This window comes from Klebsiella sp. BIGb0132, from assembly GCF_024810075.1.
GTDB classification, from domain to species: domain Bacteria; phylum Pseudomonadota; class Gammaproteobacteria; order Enterobacterales; family Enterobacteriaceae; genus Klebsiella; species Klebsiella terrigena.
Genome location: NZ_JANUDW010000020.1, coordinates 1 through 22,095, shown reverse-complemented (window position 1 = coordinate 22,095; position 22,095 = coordinate 1). Strand labels below are relative to the sequence as shown.

20 protein-coding genes, 1 other RNA gene and 1 pseudogene are annotated in these 22,095 nt (G+C 58.0%); 4 read left to right on the top strand and 18 right to left on the bottom strand.

Features of this window, described 5'->3' with window-relative positions:
• Window positions 1-27: 27 nt before the first annotated feature.
• From M2416_RS26590 to M2416_RS26555, 8 genes are all read right to left on the bottom strand, one after another.
• Window positions 28-771, bottom strand: coding sequence for an SDR family oxidoreductase (locus M2416_RS26590; RefSeq protein ID WP_259227588.1), 744 nt, complete (start codon window positions 769-771; stop codon window positions 28-30).
• Window positions 772-831: 60 nt separating this feature from the next.
• A complete protein-coding gene (gene gcvP, locus M2416_RS26585; RefSeq protein WP_259227587.1) occupies window positions 832-3,705 on the bottom strand; it encodes an aminomethyl-transferring glycine dehydrogenase in 2,874 nt (957 codons plus the stop codon).
• A gap of 174 nt (window positions 3,706-3,879) precedes the next feature.
• Entirely contained in the window at window positions 3,880-4,269 is a 390-nt protein-coding gene (gcvH, locus tag M2416_RS26580; protein ID WP_041147156.1) for a glycine cleavage system protein GcvH, read from the bottom strand.
• Window positions 4,270-4,292: 23 nt separating this feature from the next.
• Window positions 4,293-5,387 carry a glycine cleavage system aminomethyltransferase GcvT gene (gene gcvT / locus M2416_RS26575; RefSeq protein WP_076948134.1) on the bottom strand — a complete coding sequence of 365 codons (1,095 nt, stop codon included), beginning with the start codon at window positions 5,385-5,387 and terminating at the stop codon, window positions 4,293-4,295.
• 421 nt (window positions 5,388-5,808) lie between these two features.
• The gene (ubiI, locus tag M2416_RS26570; protein WP_259227586.1) at window positions 5,809-7,011 is read right to left on the bottom strand and encodes an FAD-dependent 2-octaprenylphenol hydroxylase; all 1,203 of its coding nucleotides are present in this window, start codon (window positions 7,009-7,011) and stop codon (window positions 5,809-5,811) included.
• Window positions 7,012-7,021: 10 nt separating this feature from the next.
• Entirely contained in the window at window positions 7,022-8,194 is a 1,173-nt protein-coding gene (gene ubiH, locus M2416_RS26565) for a 2-octaprenyl-6-methoxyphenyl hydroxylase (RefSeq protein ID WP_259227585.1), read from the bottom strand.
• Window positions 8,191-9,507 carry a Xaa-Pro aminopeptidase gene (pepP, locus tag M2416_RS26560; RefSeq protein ID WP_259227584.1) on the bottom strand — a complete coding sequence of 439 codons (1,317 nt, stop codon included), beginning with the start codon at window positions 9,505-9,507 and terminating at the stop codon, window positions 8,191-8,193. Before pepP ends, ubiH begins: the two co-directional genes overlap by 4 nt.
• A 23-nt stretch (window positions 9,508-9,530) precedes the next feature.
• Window positions 9,531-10,109: a YecA/YgfB family protein gene (locus M2416_RS26555; protein WP_123551966.1), complete on the bottom strand. Its 579-nt coding sequence runs from the start codon at window positions 10,107-10,109 to the stop codon at window positions 9,531-9,533.
• 166 nt (window positions 10,110-10,275) lie between these two features.
• Between M2416_RS26555 and zapA the strand changes: the two genes are divergently transcribed.
• The 3 genes from zapA (at window position 10,276) to M2416_RS26540 (ending at window position 11,555) form a co-directional block, all read left to right on the top strand.
• Entirely contained in the window at window positions 10,276-10,605 is a 330-nt protein-coding gene (zapA, locus tag M2416_RS26550) for a cell division protein ZapA (RefSeq protein ID WP_041147162.1), read from the top strand.
• Window positions 10,606-10,646: 41 nt separating this feature from the next.
• A non-coding RNA gene (gene ssrS / locus M2416_RS26545) (6S RNA) lies at window positions 10,647-10,830 on the top strand.
• Between the two features lie 125 nt (window positions 10,831-10,955).
• The gene (locus M2416_RS26540; RefSeq protein ID WP_259227583.1) at window positions 10,956-11,555 is read left to right on the top strand and encodes a 5-formyltetrahydrofolate cyclo-ligase; all 600 of its coding nucleotides are present in this window, start codon (window positions 10,956-10,958) and stop codon (window positions 11,553-11,555) included.
• 1 nt (window position 11,556) lies between these two features.
• On the opposite strand, the gene M2416_RS26535 is transcribed toward M2416_RS26540, so the two are convergent.
• The 3 genes from M2416_RS26535 to rpiA all read right to left on the bottom strand — a co-directional run bounded on the left by M2416_RS26535 (window position 11,557) and on the right by rpiA (window position 14,367).
• Window positions 11,557-12,168 carry a DUF2238 domain-containing protein gene (locus M2416_RS26535; RefSeq protein WP_259227582.1) on the bottom strand — a complete coding sequence of 204 codons (612 nt, stop codon included), beginning with the start codon at window positions 12,166-12,168 and terminating at the stop codon, window positions 11,557-11,559.
• Window positions 12,169-12,205: 37 nt separating this feature from the next.
• Complete coding sequence (serA, locus tag M2416_RS26530) at window positions 12,206-13,438, bottom strand: phosphoglycerate dehydrogenase (RefSeq protein WP_041147165.1); 1,233 nt, start codon at window positions 13,436-13,438, stop codon at window positions 12,206-12,208.
• A 269-nt stretch (window positions 13,439-13,707) separates the two neighbouring features.
• The gene (gene rpiA / locus M2416_RS26525) at window positions 13,708-14,367 is read right to left on the bottom strand and encodes a ribose-5-phosphate isomerase RpiA (RefSeq protein ID WP_041147166.1); all 660 of its coding nucleotides are present in this window, start codon (window positions 14,365-14,367) and stop codon (window positions 13,708-13,710) included.
• A 167-nt stretch (window positions 14,368-14,534) separates the two neighbouring features.
• Between rpiA and argP the strand changes: the two genes are divergently transcribed.
• Window positions 14,535-15,428 (top strand): DNA-binding transcriptional regulator ArgP, encoded by an 894-nt coding sequence (gene argP, locus M2416_RS26520; protein WP_041147167.1) that lies wholly within the window; start codon window positions 14,535-14,537, stop codon window positions 15,426-15,428.
• A 54-nt stretch (window positions 15,429-15,482) separates the two neighbouring features.
• Here argP and M2416_RS26515 read toward each other — a convergent pair whose 3' ends face one another.
• The 7 genes and pseudogenes from M2416_RS26515 to M2416_RS27030 all read right to left on the bottom strand — a co-directional run.
• Entirely contained in the window at window positions 15,483-16,232 is a 750-nt protein-coding gene (locus M2416_RS26515) for an oxidative stress defense protein (protein WP_076948139.1), read from the bottom strand.
• Between the two features lie 83 nt (window positions 16,233-16,315).
• Entirely contained in the window at window positions 16,316-16,957 is a 642-nt protein-coding gene (argO, locus tag M2416_RS26510) for an arginine exporter ArgO (protein ID WP_041147169.1), read from the bottom strand.
• A 155-nt stretch (window positions 16,958-17,112) separates the two neighbouring features.
• Window positions 17,113-17,970: a small-conductance mechanosensitive channel MscS gene (gene mscS, locus M2416_RS26505; RefSeq protein ID WP_041147170.1), complete on the bottom strand. Its 858-nt coding sequence runs from the start codon at window positions 17,968-17,970 to the stop codon at window positions 17,113-17,115.
• Between the two features lie 187 nt (window positions 17,971-18,157).
• The gene (gene fbaA, locus M2416_RS26500) at window positions 18,158-19,237 is read right to left on the bottom strand and encodes a class II fructose-bisphosphate aldolase (protein WP_041147171.1); all 1,080 of its coding nucleotides are present in this window, start codon (window positions 19,235-19,237) and stop codon (window positions 18,158-18,160) included.
• A gap of 202 nt (window positions 19,238-19,439) precedes the next feature.
• Window positions 19,440-20,603, bottom strand: a complete 1,164-nt coding sequence (pgk, locus tag M2416_RS26495; RefSeq protein WP_076948140.1) for a phosphoglycerate kinase — start codon at window positions 20,601-20,603, stop codon at window positions 19,440-19,442.
• A 48-nt stretch (window positions 20,604-20,651) separates the two neighbouring features.
• Window positions 20,652-21,671 (bottom strand): erythrose-4-phosphate dehydrogenase, encoded by a 1,020-nt coding sequence (gene epd / locus M2416_RS26490; RefSeq protein ID WP_076948141.1) that lies wholly within the window; start codon window positions 21,669-21,671, stop codon window positions 20,652-20,654.
• 326 nt (window positions 21,672-21,997) lie between these two features.
• Window positions 21,998-22,095: pseudogene (locus M2416_RS27030) on the bottom strand (transketolase-like TK C-terminal-containing protein); the annotation flags it as partial.

Below are 22,095 nucleotides of genomic sequence, written 5' to 3'. Positions count from 1 at the left end.
GCCGCCCGGGTTTGCGCTGGCCGGCGGCTATTTTCCTCCGGCCAGCTCGAGGAAGCTGCCGGTGACGTAGGAGGCTTTGTCGCTCAACAGCCAGGCGATCGCCTGGGCGACCTCTTCCGGCTGCCCGCCGCGCTGCATCGGCAGCGCCGCTTTCACCCGCTCTACGCGCCCCGGCTCGCCGCCGGAGGCGTGCATTTCGGTGTAGATAAAGCCCGGACGCACGCCGTTGACGCGAATGCCCTGCGCCGCCACCTCCAGCGCCAGGCCGGTAGTCAGCGTATCGACCGCCCCTTTCGACGCAGCGTAATCAACGTATTCCCCCGGTGAGCCCAGACGCGCTGCCGCCGAAGAGACGTTGACGATCGCCCCGCCCTTGCCGCCGTGACGGTGCGACATCCGCTTTACCGCCTCGCGACAGCAGAGGAAATAGCCGGTGACGTTGGTGCTCAGCACCCGGTTAATCCGCTCGGCGCTCAGGTCTTCGACAGCGCTCTGGGTAAACAGAATGCCGGCATTATTGACCAGCGCGCTCAGGGGTTCGCCAAGGCGGTCGATGCCGGCAAACATCGCCATCACCTGCGCTTCATCGCTGATATCCGCGCGCAGCGCGATAGCCTTGCCGCCCCGGGCAATAATCTCATTCACCACTTCCGTCGCCGCGTTCACGTTGAGATGGTAATTCACCGCCACGGTATAGCCTTCCTGCGCCAGCAGCAGCGCCGTCGCCCTGCCAATTCCGCGGCTTGCGCCGCTAATCAGTGCTACCGTCATCGCGTTCTCCCAAAAAATAAAGGCGCCGCAGCGCCTTTAAAAGATAGTCTAATCAGCTAATTACTGATATTCGCTCATCGGTACGCAGGAGCAGAACAGGTTACGGTCGCCGTAAACATCGTCCAGACGCTTCACCGTCGGCCAGTATTTATTCGCCAGGCCTGCCGGGAACACCGCCAGCTCGCGGGTGTACGGATGGCTCCACTCAGCAACCAGCTCGCCCTGGGTGTGCGGCGCGTTCACCAGCGGGTTATCCGCCAGCGGCCACTCGCCCGCTTTCACGCGCTCGATTTCGCCGCGGATCGCCAGCATCGCCTCGATAAAGCGGTCCAGCTCAACCTTGCTTTCCGATTCGGTCGGCTCAACCATCAGCGTACCGGCAACCGGGAAGGACATGGTCGGCGCGTGGAAACCAAAGTCGATCAGACGCTTGGCAATGTCCAGCTCGCTGATGCCGGTCTCTTCTTTCAGCGGACGAATATCCAGAATGCATTCGTGCGCCACGCGGCCATCGCGGCCGGTATAGAGCACCGGGAAAGCCTCTTTCAGGCGCGTCGCGATGTAGTTAGCGTTGAGGATAGCCACCTGGCTGGCCTGCTTCAGCCCTTCCGCGCCCATCATGCGGATATACATCCAGCTGATAGGTAAAATGGAGGCGCTGCCGAACGGTGCCGCGGAAACCGCGCCCTGACGGGTCAGCATGCCTTCAATTTGCACCACGCTGTGGCCCGGTACGAACGGAGCCAGGTGCGCCTTCACGCCGATTGGGCCCATGCCAGGGCCGCCGCCGCCGTGCGGAATGCAGAAGGTTTTGTGCAGGTTAAGATGCGACACGTCCGCGCCGATAAAGCCCGGAGAGGTGATCCCCACCTGCGCATTCATGTTCGCGCCGTCGAGGTAAACCTGGCCGCCGAACTGATGCACAATCTCGCACACTTCGCGGATGGTCTCTTCATACACGCCGTGCGTCGACGGGTAGGTCACCATGATGCAGGAGAGATTTTCCCCCGCCTGCTCTGCCTTAAGACGCAGATCGGCGAGATCGATGTTACCGTTTTTATCACAGGCCACGACCACGACCTGCATCCCTGCCATCTGCGCGGATGCCGGGTTGGTACCGTGCGCCGAGCTTGGGATCAGGCAGATATCGCGATGGCCTTCATTGCGGCTCTCGTGGTAATGACGGATAGCCAGCAGGCCCGCATATTCGCCCTGGGCGCCGGAGTTCGGCTGCATGCACACGGCGTCGTAGCCGGTCAGCTTCACCAGCCAGTCGGAGAGCTGGGCGATCATCTGATGATAACCTTCCGCCTGCTCTGCCGGGCAGAACGGGTGCAGCTCGGCAAACTCAGGCCAGGTGATCGGGATCATTTCCGCCGCGGCGTTGAGCTTCATGGTGCAGGATCCCAGCGGGATCATCGCCTGATTCAGCGCCAGATCTTTACGCTCCAGCGAGTGCATGTAGCGCATCATCTCGGTTTCGCTGTGGTAGCGATTGAATACCGGGTGGGTCAGGATCGCATCGTCGCGCAGCATGCTGGCCGGGATCGAACGGCTGTCGAGCGCAACGTCTTTGTCCAGGGTATCGATATCCAGCCCGTGCGCCTCGCCAACGATCGCGCGGAACAGGTTCAGCACGTCTTCGCGGGTGGTGGCTTCATCGAGGGTGATACCGACCGCATTGTGAATGTCGCTGCGCAGGTTAATTTCCAGCGCCTCGGCGCGCGCCAGCACCGCCGCTTTATCGGCAACGTCAACGCAGAGGGTGTCAAAGTAGTGCGCGTGGCGCAGCTTGAGCCCTTTCTTCTGCAGGCCGTCGGCGAGAATATCCGTCAGGCGATGGATGCGGCTGGCGATACGCTTCAGGCCAGCCGGGCCGTGGAAGACCGCGTACAGGCTGGCGATGTTGGCCAGCAGCACCTGGGAAGTACAAATATTGGAGTTCGCTTTCTCGCGGCGGATATGCTGCTCGCGGGTCTGCATCGCCATGCGCAGCGCGGTGTTGCCGGCGGCATCTTTCGATACGCCGATAATACGGCCTGGCATAGAGCGTTTGAATTCATCTTTTGCCGCGAAGAAGGCCGCGTGCGGGCCGCCGTAGCCCATCGGCACGCCGAAACGCTGGGCGGAACCGAAGACGATATCGGCGCCCTGCTTGCCCGGCGCGGTCAGCAGCACCAGGGTCATAAAGTCGGCCGCCACGCTCACCACGACCTTGCGCGCTTTAAGCTCGGCAATCAGGCCTGAGTAATCGTGCACTTCACCGGTCGTACCGACCTGCTGCAGCAGCACGCCGAAAACGTCCTGATGATCGAGCGCTTTGTCCGCGTCATCGACGATAACGTCAAAGCCGAAGGTTTCTGCGCGAGTGCGGACCACGTCCAGGGTTTGCGGGTGCACGTCGGCAGCCACAAAGAAGCGGTTCGCGTTCTTGAGCTTGCTGACGCGCTTCGCCATCGCCATCGCTTCCGCGCCGGCGGTTGCTTCATCCAGCAGCGAGGCAGAGGCGATATCCAGCCCGGTCAGATCGAGCGTAACCTGCTGGAAGTTGAGCAGCGATTCGAGGCGACCCTGCGATACTTCCGGCTGATAAGGGGTATACGCGGTATACCAGCCCGGGTTTTCCAGCATATTGCGCTGAATAACCGGCGGCAGCTGCACGGCGGTGTAGCCCATGCCGATGTAAGACTTAAAGCGCTTGTTACGCCCGGCAATGGCCTTCAGCTCCGCGAGCGCGGCGAATTCCGTCGTCGCATCACCGACCTGCGGCGGCGTTGCCAGCTGAATATCCTGCGGCACAATCTGGCCAATCAGGGCGTTAAGCGAATCGGCGCCAACGGTATTCAGCAGCTCCTGCTGTTGCTGAGCATCCGGACCGATGTGACGTTCAATAAAGGCGCCGCGGTTTTCAAGCTGACCTAAAGTCTGAGTCATGAGCGATGGTTCCTGAAACGTGCAGTGAATCGTAATTGTCTGACTGGTTTGCCCGGTTTTGCACGCATGCTCACCGGACCTTTCTACGCAAAACCGTTCACGCGGCTGGCAGCGACGCCAGCGGGCGGATTAGCCGGGAAGCTAACCCGCCCGCCGCGTGAAGGATGGACGTAGTTACTCGTCTTCTAACAGCGCAGCATAAGCCGTCGCGTCCAGCAGCGCCGCGACCTGAGCTTCATCGCTGGCTTTGATTTTGAAGATCCAGCCGTCGGCGTACGGATCGCTGTTAATCAGCTCCGGGGAGTCGTTGAGCTCTTCGTTCACCGCCACGATCTCACCGCTAATCGGAGCATAGATATCCGAGGCCGCTTTAACCGACTCCGCAACGGCGCAGTCATCACCGGCTTCAACCGCCGCGCCGACTTCCGGCAGATCGACGAAAACCATATCGCCAAGCAGCTCCTGCGCGTGCTCGGTGATGCCAACGGTGTAGGTGCCGTCAGCCTCTTTGCGCAGCCATTCGTGTTCTTTACTGTATTTCAGTTCTGCTGGTACGTTGCTCATCAATTCATCTCCAAAAGGGGGAATCACGCAACGGCTTTGCCGTTACGCACAAAAACGGGTTTAGTCACTTTTACCGGCATTTCGCGGTTACGGATTTGTACGACAGCCGTTTCACCGATGCCCGCCGGTACGCGTGCCAGTGCAATACTGTAGCCCAGCGTCGGGGAGAACGTCCCGCTGGTGATAATGCCCTCTTGCTGATTACCATCAGCATCGGTAAAGCGCACCGGCAGACCGCCGCGCAGTACGCCCTTCTCGGTCATCACCAGACCAACCAGCTGCTCGGTGCCTTTTTCGCGCTGCAGCTCCAGCGCTTCACGACCGATAAAGTTGCGATCGGCAGGTTCCCAGGCGATGGTCCAGCCCATATTCGCCGCCAGCGGGGAGACGCCTTCGTCCATCTCCTGGCCGTACAGATTCATCCCGGCTTCCAGGCGCAGCGTATCGCGCGCGCCGAGGCCGCAGGGCTTCACGCCCGCGTCCAGCAGGCTGCGCCAGAAATCTGCGGCCTGTTCTTTCGGCAGCGCAATCTCGTAGCCCGCTTCGCCGGTATAGCCGGTGGTGGCGATAAATAAATCCCCCGCCTGTACGCCAAAGAACGGCTTCATGCCGGCAACGGCCTGGCGCTGCTGCTCGCTAAACAGGGTGGCGGCCTTCTCTTTCGCCTGCGGGCCCTGGACGGCGATCAGCGACAGATCGTCGCGTACGGTTATCTCCAGGCCATAGGGTTCAGCCTGCTGGCCGATCCAGGCGAGGTCTTTTTCGCGCGTCGCGGAGTTAACAACAAGGCGGAAATAGTCTTCCGTCAGGAAATAGACAATCAGGTCATCGATAACGCCCGCCGAAGCGGTCAGCATTCCGCTGTATAGCGCTTTGCCAGGGACGGTCAGCTTCGCTACATCGTTAGCCAGCAGATAGCGCAGGAACTCGCGCACCCGGCTCCCGTGGAAGTCGACGATGGTCATGTGCGAGACGTCGAACATGCCGGCATCGCTGCGCACCGCGTGGTGTTCATCAATCTGGGAACCGTAATGCAGCGGCATCATCCAGCCATGGAAGTCCACCATGCGAGCACCGCACAGCGTGTGTTGTTCATACAACGGAGTCTGTTGAGCCATCTTTTCCTCGTCGAATAAAACGGAACCAGCTACTTTTTTGCGGCGATTTCGCCCCGCGAAATCCGGCGTCGAGGCCCTTCGCTGGCGCCGACGCAAACGTTATCTTTTGCCTGAACTTACCACCGAAACCGGCGCTAAACCATAAGGTAAATCAGGACATCACATTAGCTTATGACCAAAACTCGCCGAAAACTCTACAGAATTATTGACTGGGAAAAAGCGATTAACTCCACATAAAATTAACATAAATGCCGAACAAAGCAGGTCATGATGGTATTTTATGCGAAAAAATGGACCTATTTTCTTTAACAAAAAAAGAGAGGCATTAATAAAACTAATGCGAAAAAACGGGTGAGATTAGATTATTTCAAATGAGAGGGGAAAACCCGGCGCGAAGCCGGGTGAGAGAAGTGTGACGAGCTTAACGTAACCAGCCAGGAAGGTCGTTTAGCCCCATCGCCTGACGAATCAGCTGCGGCTTGACGCCCGGCAGCGTATCGGCAAGCTTGAGGCCGATATCGCGCAGCAGCTTCTTCGCCGGATGGCTGCCGGCAAACATTTCGCGAAAGCCCTGCATTCCCGCCAGCATCAGCGCGGCGCTGTGCTTGCGGCTGCGCTCATAGCGGCGGAGATACAGATGCTGGCCGATATCCTTGCCCTGAGCGTGCAGGCGCCTGAGCTCATCGATAAGCTCTGCGGCATCCATAAAGCCCAGGTTCACCCCCTGCCCGGCCAGCGGGTGGATGGTGTGGGCGGCGTCGCCAACCAGCGCCAGACGATGGGCGGCAAACTGCCGCGCGTAGCGGCCGGTCAGCGGGAAAACTTCGCGCTCGCTCTCAATCTGGCACAGGCCAAGGCGATTATCGAAGGCGATATTCAGCGCCTGATTAAACGTCGCCTCGTCCGCCTGCTGCATCTGCTCCGCTTCCTGCGGCGGTAGCGACCAGACGATCGAGCACAGGTGCGGATCGCTGAGCGGCAGGAAGGCGAGGATACCGTCGCCGTGGAAGGCCTGGCGCGCGATGGCCAGATGCGGCTCCGCGGTGCGGATGGTGGCTACCAGCGCGTGATGGCGATAGTCCCAGAAGGTCAGCGGAATATCGGCCTTGTTGCGCAACCACGAGTTGGCACCGTCGGCGCCGACCACCAGCCGGGCGGTGAGCATGCTGCCGTCCTGCAGGCTAAGGAAGGCTTCGTTCTCCCCCCATGCGACCTGCTGCAGCTGCGCCGGGGCCAGCAGCGTAACGTCAGAGCAGCGCTGCGCCTTTTGCCACAGCGCGTGGTGAACGACCGCATTTTCAATAATGTGTCCGAGGTGGCTGAAGCCCAGACTTTGGTCATCAAAGCTGATGTGGCCAAAGCTGTCTTTATCCCACACTTCCATCCCGTGATAGCAGCTGGCGCGGCGGGCGATAATTGCTGGCCAGACGTCAAGCTTGCTCAGGAGCTTCTCGCTGGCGGCGTTAATCGCTGAGACCCGCAGCGCTGGCCGCGCATCGGCGCTCAGCGGCTGTGGCTCAGCCTGCTCAAGGACGGCGACGCGCAGCCCGCTGCCCTGCAATCCGCAGGCAACCGCCAGCCCCACCATGCCACCGCCCACAATGGCAACATCAACACTTTGCACGTTCAACTCCTTAACGGGGGACCCAACCGAGGGTACGCTGCGCCAGCGCATCGCGCGCCGGAGTAAATAATTCCATCGCCATCAGGCCAAGGTTGCGCCCCGCAACCAGCGGCGCCCAACGGTTGGCAAACAGATGAACCAGGCCATCGGTCACGCCGATAGTCGCGGACTTATCATCCGCTCGCCGCGCCTGATACTGCTCAAGCAAGGCGTAATCGCCCGGATCGCGCCCGCCGGCCTCGGCCACAATTTCAGCCAGGCTCATCACATCGCGCAGGCCGAGGTTAAACCCCTGCCCGGCAATGGGATGCAGCGTCTGCGCCGCGTTGCCGACCAGCGCCAGGCGATGGGAAACGGCGCGGCTGGCGGTGGTTAACGCCAGCGGATAAACGCTGCGCGCCCCGGCGTGGGTAATCCGCCCCAGCCGCCAGCCAAACGCCTGCTGCAGCTCGTGGCAAAAACGTTCGTCCGACCAGCTCAGGACGTCGTCATAGCGGGACTGAGGGTGGCACCACACCAGCGAACAGCGGCCCTGCGACATCGGCAGCATCGCCAGGGGACCGTGCTCGGTAAAGCGCTCAAAGGCGCGCCCCTCGTGGGGCAAAGCGGTGCTGACGTTGGCAATAATCGCCAGCTGTTGGTAGGGCTGCTGCTGCCAGCTGATACCGCAGCGGGCGCCGATCGTCGAGCGCGATCCGTCCGCCGCCACCAGCAGCCTGCCGTCGATAGTTTCACTGCTGTCCAGGGTGATGCTGACGCTCTCCTCCCGGCGGCTGACGTTCTCTACTTTTGCCGGACAGTGCAGGGTAATACCCGGTGCCTCGCGCAGTTGCGCAAACAGGCGCTGGCCAATATCGTGCAGCTCAACGACCTGGCCCAGCGCTGCCAGGCCATAGTCCTGAGCGTCCAGCGTGACGAACCCCGCGTGGCCGCGGTCGCTGACGTGCACGCGCTGGATCGGCGTCGCGCAGTCGGCGATCTCCTGCCAGATACCGACGCGCGCCAGCTGCTGGCAGGTGCCTGCCGCCAGCGCAATCGCCCTGGCGTCAAATCCTGGATGCTTCGATGATTCCGGCGCCGCCGCTTCTACCAGATGGACCGGCAGCGCGCCGTCGGTCAGCCGGGAGATAGCCAGGGCCAGGGTCGCGCCGGTCATTCCGCCGCCAACGATCAGCACGCTCATGAGCGTCGCGCCGCCGCCATCAGCGCTTCGATATCGTCAGCGCGTTTCACCACCCCGGCGGTGAGATTTTCATTGCCGTCAGCGGTTATCACAATATCGTCTTCGATGCGGATACCGATACCGCGATACTGCGACGGCACGTCGGCATCGGTGGCGATGTACAGGCCGGGCTCAACGGTCAGCACCATGCCCGGCTCGAGGATACGCGAACGCTCGGCGTCGTAGCGGCCGACATCATGTACATCCAGCCCCAGCCAGTGGCTCAGGCCGTGCATAAAGAACGGGCGGTGCGCATTGCTGGCGAGCAGCTCTTCGACATCCCCTTTAAGGATGCCGAGGCGCACCAGGCCGACGATCATTATCCGCACAACTTCCTGATTAACCTCCTGAATAGAGGTGCCAGGGCGGTAGAGCGTCAGCGCGGTTTCCAGCGATTCGAGGACAATGTCATAAATCTCGCGCTGGGCCGGGCTAAATTTGCCGTTAACCGGGAAGGTGCGGGTAATATCGCCCGCATAGCCGCGGTATTCGCAGCCGGCATCGATCAGCACCAGATCGCCATCGCGCAGCTCGCACTCGTTTTCGGTGTAATGCAGAATGCAGCCGTTGTCGCCGCCGCCCACGATGGTGTTATAGGAGGGGAAGCGGGCGCCGTGACGGTTGAATTCGTGAAGGATTTCGCCCTCCAACTGGTATTCGTACATCCCCGGCTGGCACTTTTCCATCGCCCGGGTGTGGGCCAGGGCGGAGATCTCTCCGGCGCGGCGCAGCACCTCAAGCTCTTCTGGCGATTTGAACAGGCGCATCTCATGCACTATCGGCCGCCAGTCGATGACGGAGTTTGGCGCCTGCAGGTTCTGGCGCGAGCCCTTACGCAGCTTCTCCAGCGCCGTGAAGACGATTTTATCGGCGTAGGCATATTCGCCCTGCGCAAAATAGATGGCGTCAAGGCCGTTCAGCAGTTGGAACAGCTGCTGGTTAATTTCGCTGAACGCCAGGGCGCGGTCGACGCCGAGCTTCGCGGGCGCGGCCTCCTGCCCAAGGCGACGGCCGAACCAGATCTCTGCCGTCAGATCGCGGACGCGGTTAAACAGCACGCTGTGGTTATGGGTTTCGTCGCTTTTAATCAGCACCAGCAAGGCTTCAGGCTCATTGAAGCCGGTGAAGTACCAAAAATCGCTGTTCTGCCGGTAGGGATATTCTGAATCTGCGCTGCGTACCGCTTCCGGTGCGGCGAAAATGAGCGCCGCGCTGCCCGGCTGCATCTGCGCTAACAGCGCCTGGCGACGAGAAAGAAATTCCTGCTGTGTCATGACGCCCCCTCAACAAATTGTAATTAGTGTAGTGTCGGCTTGCGTACTTCTGGTGCGGTTGGCTGCTGGCGCGAGAAGTTTTCGTGGCACAGCAGCGCGGCAACGCGTACGTACTCGATAATCTCTTCTAACGACATCTCCAGCTCTTCCTGGTCTTCGTCTTCGTCGTAGCCCAGCTGCGCAATGTTGCGCAGATCGTCGATGGCTTCGCCGGTTTCATCTTTGACCTTATCCAGCTTCGGCTGAGTCACACCAAGGCCTAGCAGGAAGTGGTTAACCCAACCGGCCAGCGCATCGGCGCGTTCAAACACGGTCACGTTCTCCCCTTCCGGCAGATAGAGCTGGAACAGAAAGCCATCGTCTTCCAGCGAGTCGCTGGTCGCGGAATGCATGTTGCGCAGAGACTGCGCCAGCTCGTGGCCGAATGCGAGACCTTCGTTCGTCAGGTCGTGCACCAGCGGCTGCCAGCTGCTGTCTTTATTACCGCCGCACAGGATCCCGCTGATCAAACCGTGCATTTCGGCCGGGGTTAAGCCCACGCCCTGTTGGTTCAGTAACTGGTCTACGGCGTTGTAACCAGGCATTTCGTTCTGTATAGACATGCGCATTCGTCATCGTTGGGAGGAATATTCATGATATGCTACCACTTTGGACCCTGGTGAACCAGAATAGGGCTTGTACCTTCGCATCAGGGTAGCTATAGTGTCGCCCCTTCGTAGCCCCGGGTATGGGCGTGAAGGCCGCGCAGTCAATCAGCAGGAAGGTGGCATGTCTGCACAACCCGTCGATCTCCAAATTTTTGGCCGTTCACTTCGCGTGAATTGCCCGCCTGAACAAAGGGATGCCTTGAGTCAGGCAGCTGATGACCTGAATCAGCGGTTGCAAGATTTAAAAGAACGCACTAGAGTCACAAATACTGAGCAGCTGGTCTTCATCGCCGCGTTGAACATCAGCTATGAGTTAACTCAGGAAAAAGCGAAAACCCGCGACTACGCCTCCAGTATGGAACAGCGTATTCGGATGCTTCAGCAGACCATCGAACAAGCGTTGCTTGAGCAAGGTCGCATAAGCGAAAGAACCGGGCCAAAGTTTGAATAACACTTTGCAATTAACTGTGTTAGAGTAATCGCAAGAACAAAATTTCTCTGAGATGTTTGCAAGCGGGCCAGTCCCCTGAGCCGATATTTCATACCACAAGAATGTGGCGCTCCACGGTTGGTGAGCATGCTCGGTTCGTCCGAGAAGCCTTAAAACTGTGACGACGCATTCACCTTGAACCAAGGGTTCAAGGGTTACAGCCTGCGGCGGCATCTCGGAGATTCCCTTCTTTTAGCGCTTCATTTCGCACCACTTCAGATTCAGCATTACACCTACTCTGTATTACACTACGCCTACATGCATAACCGGCTCACGTCGTGACGTGATAATGCCAGATCAGGCGATCTTTCATGACCCAAATTTCTGATACCCGCTCAACCCGACAGCAGATTCGCCAGCACATCCGCCAGCTTCGACGCACGCTGACGCCTGGACAGCAGGCCAGTTTTGCCGCGCTGGGTGCGAACCGCATGATGGCCTATCCGCCGGTGACCCTCGCGCGAACCGTGGCGCTGTTTCTTTCCTTCGACGGCGAGCTGGATACCCGACCGCTGATTGAGCAGCTGTGGCGGGCGGGAAAACGCGTCTATCTCCCCGTGCTCCACCCTTTCAGTCCGGGAAACCTGCTGTTTTTACACTACCATCCGCAAAGCGAACTGGTGATAAACCGCCTGAAAATTCACGAGCCAAAGCTCGACGTGCGCGACGTGCTGCCGCTGTCGCAGCTGGATGTGCTGATTACGCCGCTGGTGGCCTTTGATGAGCTCGGCCAGCGTCTGGGAATGGGCGGGGGATTTTACGACAGGACGCTGCAAAACTGGCGCCAGTATCCTCTGCAGCCCGTCGGCTATGCTCACGATTGCCAGCAGGTTGACGTACTGCCGACGGAGCAGTGGGATATCCCGCTGCCCGCGGTGATCACGCCCTCAAAGCTGTGGCAGTGGGCGTAGGTTATTGGTAGCCGAGCGTCTTCAGCTGCCGGTTATGCAAGCCGCTTAGCAGGAAGAGAGTCGCCAGCGATCCCAGCAGCGCACAGAACATATCCGACTGGGTGTCCCACGGGTCGCCCTGGGTGCCGAGAAAATCGTCCGCCCCCTGCCCCATCGCCAGCGCCGCCCACCATTCAATCAGCTCGTAGGTCGCGCTGATGGCCAGCGCGATGCAGCACACCAAAAATGACAGCATCTTGCGCCCGCGGACGTAACCGCCGCGAATAAGGATTTCCCGCGCCGCCAGCGCCGGCACCAGCCCCTGAAAAAAGTGGCCGAGCTTATCGTACGGATTGCGGCTTAGGTTAAGCCACGCCTGCACGTCAAAACCAATCGGCACTTTGGCATAGGTATACATCCCGCCGACCATCAGAATGATGGCGTGAAAGAAGATAAGCGTGTACAGGAGCGGGGTGAGCGGATAGCGCGAACGCGTCGCCAGCAGCAGCGGAACGATGATAATGACCGGCGTCACTTCCATCAGCCACGTCAGGCGGTCGTGAGTTCCCCATCCCGTCCATGCAAGGATCAGCAGCAGGAGGAGAACGCCGGTATTCAGTAGTGATTTATGCATAGGTTAAAGGGATCCCCGCAGGGATCCTCGATATGAATCAGAACAACAGACGCGCGCGGATAGTGCCCGGGATCGCCTTCATTGCCAGCAGTGCCTGCTGCGCCACATCCTCTTCGGCTTCAATATCGATAACCACATAGCCCATCTGCGGGGTGGTTTGTAGATACTGCGCCGCGATGTTGATGCTCTGAGCGGCAAAGATCTGGTTGATGGCGGTCAGTACGCCAGGACGGTTTTCGTGGATATGCAGCAGACGGCGGCCGCCGTGCAGCGGCAGCGACACTTCCGGGAAGTTAACCGCGGAAAGGGTTGAGCCGTTGTCGGAGTACTTCGCCAGCTTGCCCGCCACTTCCAGACCGATATTTTCCTGCGCTTCCTGGGTAGAACCCCCGATATGCGGCGTCAGGATCACGTTGTCGAACTCGCACAGCGGCGAGGTGAACGGATCGCTGTTGGTGGCCGGTTCGGTCGGGAAGACGTCAATGGCCGCGCCCGCCAGGTGCTTGCTCGCCAGCGCATCGCAGAGGGCCGGGATATCGACCACGGTACCGCGAGAGGCGTTGATCAGCAGCGCGCCAGGCTTCATCAGCGCCAGCTCTTCCGCGCCCATCATATTTTTGGTGGAGGCATTTTCCGGCACGTGCAGGCTCACCACGTCGCTCATGTTCAGCAGGTCGGAGAGATGCTGCACCTGGGTGGCGTTACCAAGCGTAAGTTTACTTTCAATATCATAGAAATAGACGTGCATCCCCAGCGATTCGGCCAGAATGCCCAGCTGCGTGCCGATATGGCCGTAGCCGATAATACCGAGCTTTTTGCCGCGCGCTTCAAAGCTGCCGACCGCCAGCTTGTTCCACACGCCGCGGTGCGCTTTGGCGTTCGCTTCAGGGACGCCGCGCAGCATCAGCAGCAGCTCGCCAATGACCAGTTCGGCAACGGAGCGGGTGTTAGAAAACGGGGCGTTAAAGACGGGGATACCGCGTTTGGCTGCCGCGTTCAAATCGACCTGGTTAGTACCGATACAGAAGCAGCCAACGGCGACCAGCTTTTCTGCAGCAGCGAAAATCTCTTCCGTCAGATGAGTACGGGAGCGCAGGCCAATGAAATGGGCATCACGGATCGATGCTTTCAGCGCTTCGCTATCGAGCGCGCCTTTGTGAAATTCAATGTTGGTATAGCCTGCAGCGCGAAGGTTATCCACCGCCTTTTGATGCACACCTTCAACCAGCAGAAACTTAATCTTGTCTTTTTCCAGTGATACCTTAGCCATTTCCCCGTCCTGTTTTTGTCTTATCTGATGTCGTGTAGAACGACACTTCATCCCAGCAACATATCAAAAAAAACTATCGCAGCAATATGAACGTTTGCGTCGACGTCCTGAAGAAATATCACACAGAGGGAAATAGCAGGACAAAAAACCAGAAAGGGAAAGAAAGGTAGATTGTTACTCAGGCTAGTTGCATAAATGTGACAGAAGTCACCAAATTCAGCCTGGAGAAAAAATATTTGCGAGGGAGCGATTCGCTCCCTCCGAACGGATTATTTTACGATGGTTTTAACGCCATCGGCGGTGCCGATCAGCGCGACATCGGCGCCACGGTTGGCGAACAGACCCACCGTCACGACGCCAGGAATACCGTTAATGGCATTTTCCAGCGCGATAGCGTCGAGGATCTCGAGGCCGAAAACATCGAGAATGACGTTACCATTGTCAGTAATCACGCCCTGACGGTACTCCGGGCGGCCGCCCAGCTTCACCAGCTCACGCGCCACGGCGCTACGAGCCATAGGAATAACTTCTACCGGCAGCGGGAATTTGCCGAGGATATCGACCTGCTTTGAGGCGTCGGCGATGCAGATAAACTTGTCCGCAACCGAGGCGATAATCTTCTCGCGGGTCAGCGCCGCGCCGCCGCCTTTAATCATCTGCATATGGCCGTTGATCTCATCCGCACCGTCCACGTAAATACCTAAACGGTCGACGCTATTGAGATCGAAAACCGGAATGCCCAGGCCCTTCAGCTTTTCGGTGGAGGCATCGGAGCTGGAAACCGCCCCCTCAATCTGCCCTTTCATTGTGCCCAGTGCATCAATAAAATGCGCGGCCGTGGAGCCGGTGCCGACACCCACGATGGTGCCCGGCTGAACATACTGCAATGCCGCCCAGCCTACTGCTTTTTTCAGTTCATCTTGCGTCATGATTATGGTCCGAGATGTGAATACCTGAGGCGCATTATAGAACATCGGGGGTGTTATTGTCCCTGCGACGGGGATCACACATCTGAGCAGACTATTTTCGTCTTCATCAAAAAGAAATTTATGTCATAGTGCAAGTTAATGAAAAGTTATGGGGGTACGCCAGAGCAATGAAACGACCGGACTACAGAACACTACAAGCGCTGGACGCGGTGATAAGAGAACGTGGGTTTGAGCGCGCCGCGCAGAAGCTATGCATTACACAGTCCGCCGTCTCTCAGCGTATTAAACAGCTGGAAAACATGTTCGGCCAGCCGCTGCTGGTGCGTACCGTACCGCCGCGTCCTACCGAGCAGGGGCAGAAGCTGCTGGCCCTGCTGCGCCAGGTTGAGCTGCTGGAAGAGGAGTGGCTGGGCGATGAGCAAACCGGCTCGACGCCGCTGCTGCTGTCGCTGGCGGTGAACGCCGACAGCCTGGCGACCTGGCTGCTGCCGGCGCTCTCCAGCGTGCTTTCCGACTCCCCTATTCGCCTGAATCTGCAGGTGGAAGACGAAACCCGCACCCAGGAGCGCCTGCGCCGCGGTGAGGTGGTCGGGGCGGTCAGTATCCAGCCGCAGGCGCTGCCAAGCTGCCTGGTCGATCAGCTCGGGGCGCTGGACTACCTGTTTGTCGCCTCGAAAGAGTTTGCGCAACGCTATTTTCCCAACGGCGTAACCCGCTCGGCGCTGCTCAAAGCGCCGGTAGTCGCCTTCGATCATCTCGACGACATGCATCAGGCGTTTTTGCAGCAGAACTTCGATCTGCCGCCGGGCAGCGTGCCTTGCCATATCGTTAACTCATCGGAAGCCTTTGTGCAGCTCGCCCGTCAGGGCACCACCTGCTGTATGATCCCGCATCTGCAGATCGAAAAGGAGCTCAACAGCGGCGAGCTTATCGATTTGACGCCGGGCCTGTTCCAGCGCCGGATGCTCTACTGGCATCGCTTCGCGCCGGAAAGCCGGATGATGCGCCGGGTCACCGATGCGCTGATTGCTTACGGGCACAAGGTGCTGCGCCAGGACTAAATTTCGGGCATAAAAAAAAGCCCCTTCAGCTGAAGGGGCTTTTTTGCATCTGGCTTACTGCGCCGCTGCGGCCGGTTTCTCCGGCGCCGCCGGCTGGGTTGGCTGCAGCTCAAAGACCACATCCACCTGATCGTCAAACTGGATCGTCGCCTGCTCGTAGGTTTCCTGGGCGGAAACCGGCGCGGCATCGGCGGCTTTCATCATGCGCACCATCGGGCTCGGCTGATAGTTCGAGACGTGGTAGCGCACGCTATAAACCGGGCCCAGCTTGCCGTGGAATCCGGCAGCCAGCTCCTGCGCCTGGTGCACGGCGTCATCGATGGCCGCCTTGCGCGCCTTATCTTTATAGGCATCCGGTTGCGCAACGCCCAGCGATACCGAGCGAACTTCGTTCAGGCCGGCCTTCAGCGCGCCGTCCAGCAGGCCGTTAAGCTTGTCCAGCTGGCGCAACGTCACTTCGACGGTGCGCACGGCGCGGTAGCCCTTCAGGATGCTTTTACCGTTCTGGTAATCATAGTCAGGCTGGGTGCGCAGGTTCGCGGAGTTGATATCCTTCTTGGCAATGCCGTTCTTTTCGAGGAAAGAGAGGTATTGCGCAACGCGATCGTCGGCCTGCTTTTTCGCCGATGCGGCGTCTTTCGCGGCCACGTTAACTTCAATTGCCAGGGTCGCAATATCGGGCGCCGCAGCAACGCTGGCGGTACCCGAGGTCACAATGTGGGGACCATTTGGCAATTCATTTGCCTGAGCTGCCATTGAGCTGAATCCGATTGCTGCCGCCAGGGCCATGAGCTTTAACTTCACTGTCGTTTCTCCATCTACATTGGTCGCCCATATACGGACGCATGCCAGCAAGCTTAACGCGTATAAGCGAAAAGTCCATCGGACTAAGCCTGGTTGACCAGGGCCTGTACGTGTAAAAAGCCATCTTTCGCCAGCTGGACGGCGATCAGCCACATCACCAGGCCCACCAGCACGTTAATGATCCGCTGCGCCCGGGCGGTGCGCAAACGCGGCGCCAGCCAGGCCGCCAGCAGGGCGAGGCCGAAGAACCACAGGAACGAGGCGCTGATGGTGCCGAGCGCAAACCAGCGCTTCGGCTCAACCGCCAGCTGCCCGCCCAGGCTGCCGAGCACCACGAAGGTATCGAGGTAGACGTGCGGGTTGAGCCAGGTGACCGCCAGCATGGTGACAATAATTTTCCAGCGCCCCTGCTTCATCACCTCCGCGCTCGCCAGTTCCAGATTGTCGCTAAAAGCCGTTTTCAGAGCGCCGAAACCGTACCACAGCAGGAAGGCCACGCCGCCCCAGGTCACCAGCGCCAGCAGCCACGGCGACTGCATCAGCAGCGCGCTGCCGCCAAAAATACCGGCGCAGATCAGCAGCAGATCGCTAATCGCGCACAGCAGCGCAATCATCAGATGATACTGGCGGCGAATGCCCTGATTCATCACAAACGCATTCTGCGGACCGAGCGGCAAAATCATAGCCGCTCCCAGGGCAAGCCCCTGAAAGTAATACGATAACATAGTGGTTTTTCCGATGAGGTCGTTAATGCAGGGAAATATAGCGCGAACAAATCATTAGAGGAAATTGATAATATTAATCATGAATAAGCGATGCTAATAGTAGCGTTCTGCTAAAGGCCAGCGGGTGCTGGCCTTTATCGACTGCGGGCGCTGAACTACTCCGCCTGCTCCTGCGGACGGATCACGTGCACGTCCATCTGCGGGTACGGGAAGCTGATGCCGTTGGCGTCAAAGTCACGCTTGATGCGCTCCAGAACATCCCAGTAAACGCTTTGCAGATCGCTGCTCTGGCTCCAGACGCGGATAACGTAGTTAACCGACGACGCGCCCAGCTCGTTGAGGCGTACGGTCCTTTCACGATCTTTCAGGATGCGCTCGTCGGATTCGATAATATTGGTCAGCAGCTGCTTCACCTTATCGATATCGGCATCGTAGGCGACGCCAATAATAAATTCGTTGCGGCGAACCGGTTCACGCGAAAAGTTAATGATGTTACCGGCGATGATTTTACCGTTCGGGATCACCACAATTTTGCCGTCGGCAGTACGCATGGTGGTGGAGAAAATCTGCACGTTCAGCACGGTACCGGCCACGCCGCCGAGATCGACGTATTCACCCGCGCGGAACGGACGGAACATCACCAGCAGTACGCCGGCGGCGAGGTTGGACAGCGAGCCCTGCAGCGCCAGACCAACGGCTAAACCGGCGGCACCGAGTACGGCGATCACCGATGCCGTCTGCACGCCAACGCGGCCCAAGGCGGCAATCAGGGTAAAGGCGATAACGGCGTAGCGCACCAGCGCGGAAAGAAAATCGGCAACGGTGGCATCAATCTTACGCGCCAGCATCAGACGATTAACCGTGTTCGACACCATGCGCGCCACGATCATCCCGACGATAATAATCGCGATCGCCGCGACGATATTGACGGCATAGCTCAGGAGCAGCTCCTGATTACGCACCAGCCACGAGCTGGCGTTGTGTATGCTATCGGCAACGTTCAAATCTTCCATTTAACATTCCTTATAAATACCCGGGCGGGAAATAAAAACCAGGCCTGCAAAACGGCAGGTAGGTTAAGGGTAAACAATATGCGCCTGTTTTGCCAAGTCGATCACAGTTTCCCCCTGGTATATCCTTTTGCCTGGAAACGAAAAAGCCCGCAGTTAAGCGGGCTTCAGGGCAAGAAACAGAATTTTCTTACAGAACGTCGATCGCGTTCAGCTCTTTAAATGCCTGCTCCAGACGAGTCACCATGGATGTCTGAGCAGCGCGCAGCCATACGCGCGGATCGTAGTATTTCTTGTTCGGCTGGTCTTCGCCTTTCGGGTTGCCCAGCTGGCCCTGCAGGTAAGCTTCGTTAGTTTTGTAGTACTGCAGGATACCGTCCCAGGTTGCCCATTGGGTATCGGTATCGATGTTCATTTTGATCACGCCGTAGCTTACGGAGTCTTTGATTTCCTGAGCAGAAGAACCGGAACCGCCATGGAAGACGAAGTTCAGGCTGTTGTGCGGCAGGTTATGTTTCTTAGAAACATATTCCTGAGAGTCGCGCAGGATAGTCGGGGTCAGAACCACGTTGCCCGGCTTGTACACGCCGTGTACGTTACCGAAGGAAGCAGCGATGGTGAAACGCGGGCTGATCTTGCTCAGTTCAGTGTACGCGTAATCAACGTCTTCCGGCTGGGTGTACAGCGCAGAAGCGTCCATGTGGCTGTTGTCCACGCCGTCTTCTTCGCCACCGGTGCAGCCCAGTTCGATTTCCAGAGTCATGTCCATTTTGGCCATGCGCGCCAGATACTTAGAGCAGATCTCGATGTTTTCGTGCAGGGACTCTTCGGACAGGTCAATCATGTGAGAAGAGAACAGCGGTTTGCCGTGAGCGGCGAAGTGTTTTTCACCGGCGTCCAGCAGGCCGTCGATCCACGGCAGCAGTTTCTTAGCGCAGTGGTCGGTGTGCAGAATAACCGGCACGCCGTAGTGTTCAGCCATCTGGTGAACGTGATGTGCACCGGAGATAGCGCCGAGGATTGCCGCACCCTGAGGAACGTCGGTTTTAACCGCTTTACCCGCGATGAACGCCGCGCCGCCGTTAGAGAACTGAACGATAACCGGAGATTTAGCTTTTGCAGCTGCTTCCAGAACGGCGTTGATGGAGTCAGTACCCACACAGTTAACCGCTGGCAGTGCGAAGTTATTCTCTTTAGCTACCTGGAACACTTTCTGAACGTCATCACCAGTGATCACGCCAGGTTTTACAAAATCAAAAATTTTAGACATGTTACGTAGTCCTGTATCTTCGGCCGTTTCTGCTCGTCACAATTCGTGCTGCCGGTGCGTTGGCTTTCCTCGCTTACCGCCGCCGCTAACTTGCATAAGCCGCCGGGGTTCGCCGTGTCGCTGCCTTCCGGCAGCGCGAATTATTTAGAGCGACAATTGAATAGAATTTGAAAAACAGGCGGTGTTACCCGCCTGTACAAACTTACTTCTTAGCGCGCTCTTCGAGCATTGCTACTGCTGGCAGTACTTTACCTTCCACGAATTCGAGGAACGCGCCGCCGCCAGTAGAGATGTAGGAAATTTTGTCCGAGATGCCAAACAGGTCAATTGCAGCCAGGGTATCGCCGCCGCCTGCAATGGAGAACGCTTCGCTGTCGGCGATGGCGTTAGCCACGATTTCAGTGCCTTTACGGAAGTTCGGGAACTCAAACACGCCAACCGGGCCGTTCCACAGAATGGTTTTGGCATTTTTAAGGATATCAGCCAGCTTCTGTGCAGAAACGTCGCCGAGGTCCAGAATCTGCTCTTCATCTTTGATGTCGTTAACAGATTTCAGGGTTGCGGTCGCCGTTTCGGAGAATTCAGTCGCGACGCGAACGTCGGTTGGAACCGGGATATCGCAGGTCGTCAGCAGGCGCTTAGCTTCTTCAACCAGGTCAGCTTCGTACAGGGATTTGCCCACGTTGTGGCCCTGAGCGGCAACGAAGGTGTTGGCAATGCCGCCACCGACAATCAGCTGGTCAGCGATTTTAGACAGGGAGTCCAGAACGGTCAGCTTAGTGGAAACTTTAGAACCACCGACGATGGCAACCATCGGGCGAGCCGGCTCTTTCAGCGCTTTACCCAGCGCGTCCAGCTCTTCAGCCAGCAGAGGACCGGCGCAGGCTACGTCGGCAAATTTACCGATACCGTGGGTAGAAGCCTGGGCACGGTGGGCAGTACCGAATGCATCCATAACAAATACGTCGCACAGCGCGGCGTATTTTTTAGACAGCGCTTCGTCGTCTTTCTTTTCGCCTTTGTTGAAGCGAACGTTTTCCAGAACAACCAGTTCACCGGCGGCAACTTCAACGCCGTCCAGGTAATCTTTAACCAGACGTACCGGGTTGGACAGCTTGTCTTTCAGGTAATTAACAACCGGCAGCAGAGAGAATTCTTCGTTGTACTCGCCTTCGGTCGGACGACCCAGGTGAGAAGTGACCATCACTTTAGCGCCCTGCTTCAGAGCCAGCTCAATGGTCGGCAGAGAAGCACGAATACGCGCGTCGCTGGTTACTTTACCGTCTTTAACTGGTACGTTCAGATCGGCACGGATAAAAACGCGTTTACCAGCCAGATCCAGATCGGTCATCTTAATTACAGACATGGTGAATCCTCTCGTTGATTCATAAAGTTTTGCAAGCGCTCACGCACTTTACCTGAAACCTTGAGCGGCCATCGCTAACGTCGTGTCGAGCATCCGGTTAGCAAAGCCCCATTCGTTATCGCACCAGACCAACGTTTTGATCAAATGCGCCCCACTCACCCGCGTCTGGGTGCCATCAACGATGGCGCTGTGCGGATCGTGGTTAAAATCTGTCGAGACTAACGGTAATTCCGTATAGTCAACTATACCATGAAATGTTCCCTGCGCTGCTTTTTGCAGCAACTGGTTGACTTCACTAGCCTTTACCGGTTTTTTCACCGTCACGCTCAGGTCGATCGCCGTCACATTTATCGTCGGTACGCGAACCGCAATCGCTTCAAAACGGTCGTTAAACTGAGGGAAAATACGTGCGATCCCCGCCGCAAGTTTAGTATCAACCGGAATAATTGACTGACTGGCCGCACGCGTACGGCGTAAATCCGGATGATAGGCGTCGATAACCTGCTGATCGTGCATGGCGGAGTGGATCGTCGTTACCGTCCCTGACTCAATGCCCCAGGCATCATCTAATAGCTTAATGATCGGAATAATGCAGTTGGTGGTGCAGGAGGCGTTGGAGACAATACGGTGCTCTGCACGTAGCTCATCATGGTTAACGCCGAACACGACGGTGGCATCGAGATCGTTACCGCCGGGATGCGAAAAGATAACCTTCTTCGCGCCAGCCTGAAGATGGGCTTCGCCATGCTCACGGCTGCCGTAAACCCCGGTACAATCCAGTACGATATCCACCGCCAGCTCTTGCCAGGGTAGCGCCTCTATCGAAGCTTCGTGCAGCAGGCGAATGACGTCATCGCCAACGTAAAGCTGCTCCCGCTCCTGGCGAACGTCCCAGGCAAAGCGCCCATGGCTGGTGTCATATTTCAACAAGTGCGCAATGCCCGCAGCATCCGCCAGCTCGTTGATTGCCACCACGGTAATTTCCGCACGACGCCCGGATTCATATAAAGCACGAACCACGTTGCGTCCTATGCGACCGAAGCCATTAATCGCAATGCGTATGGTCATAGGTCTCCTGCAAGGTTATCCCTGATGTGAGGTGGCTGACAGAGTAATCCAGCAACGCCCGGAGGGAAACCTTACCCGTCGCAAACTGCGACTGATTGATTAATTGTCGAACATTTATACGACTGAAACGCTTCAGCTAGAATAAGCCAAACGCGGAATAAAAGGAATGCTTGTCCAGTACGAGAAGCGTGTAATCTGACATACATCACATTTTCACTGGAATAATATGCAGCCTCGTGACAGCCATCGGGAATAACAGCAACAAAAAAGCCGGGCGTTAGCCCGGCTCATTCTTCTGATGCCTTCGCGAAGCGCGTTGCTCAGAACTACAGCAGCGCTTTCGCCTTAGCGACCACGTTCTCAACGGTGAAGCCGAACTCTTCGAACAGCAGCTCAGCCGGCGCGGACTCGCCGAAGCTGGTCA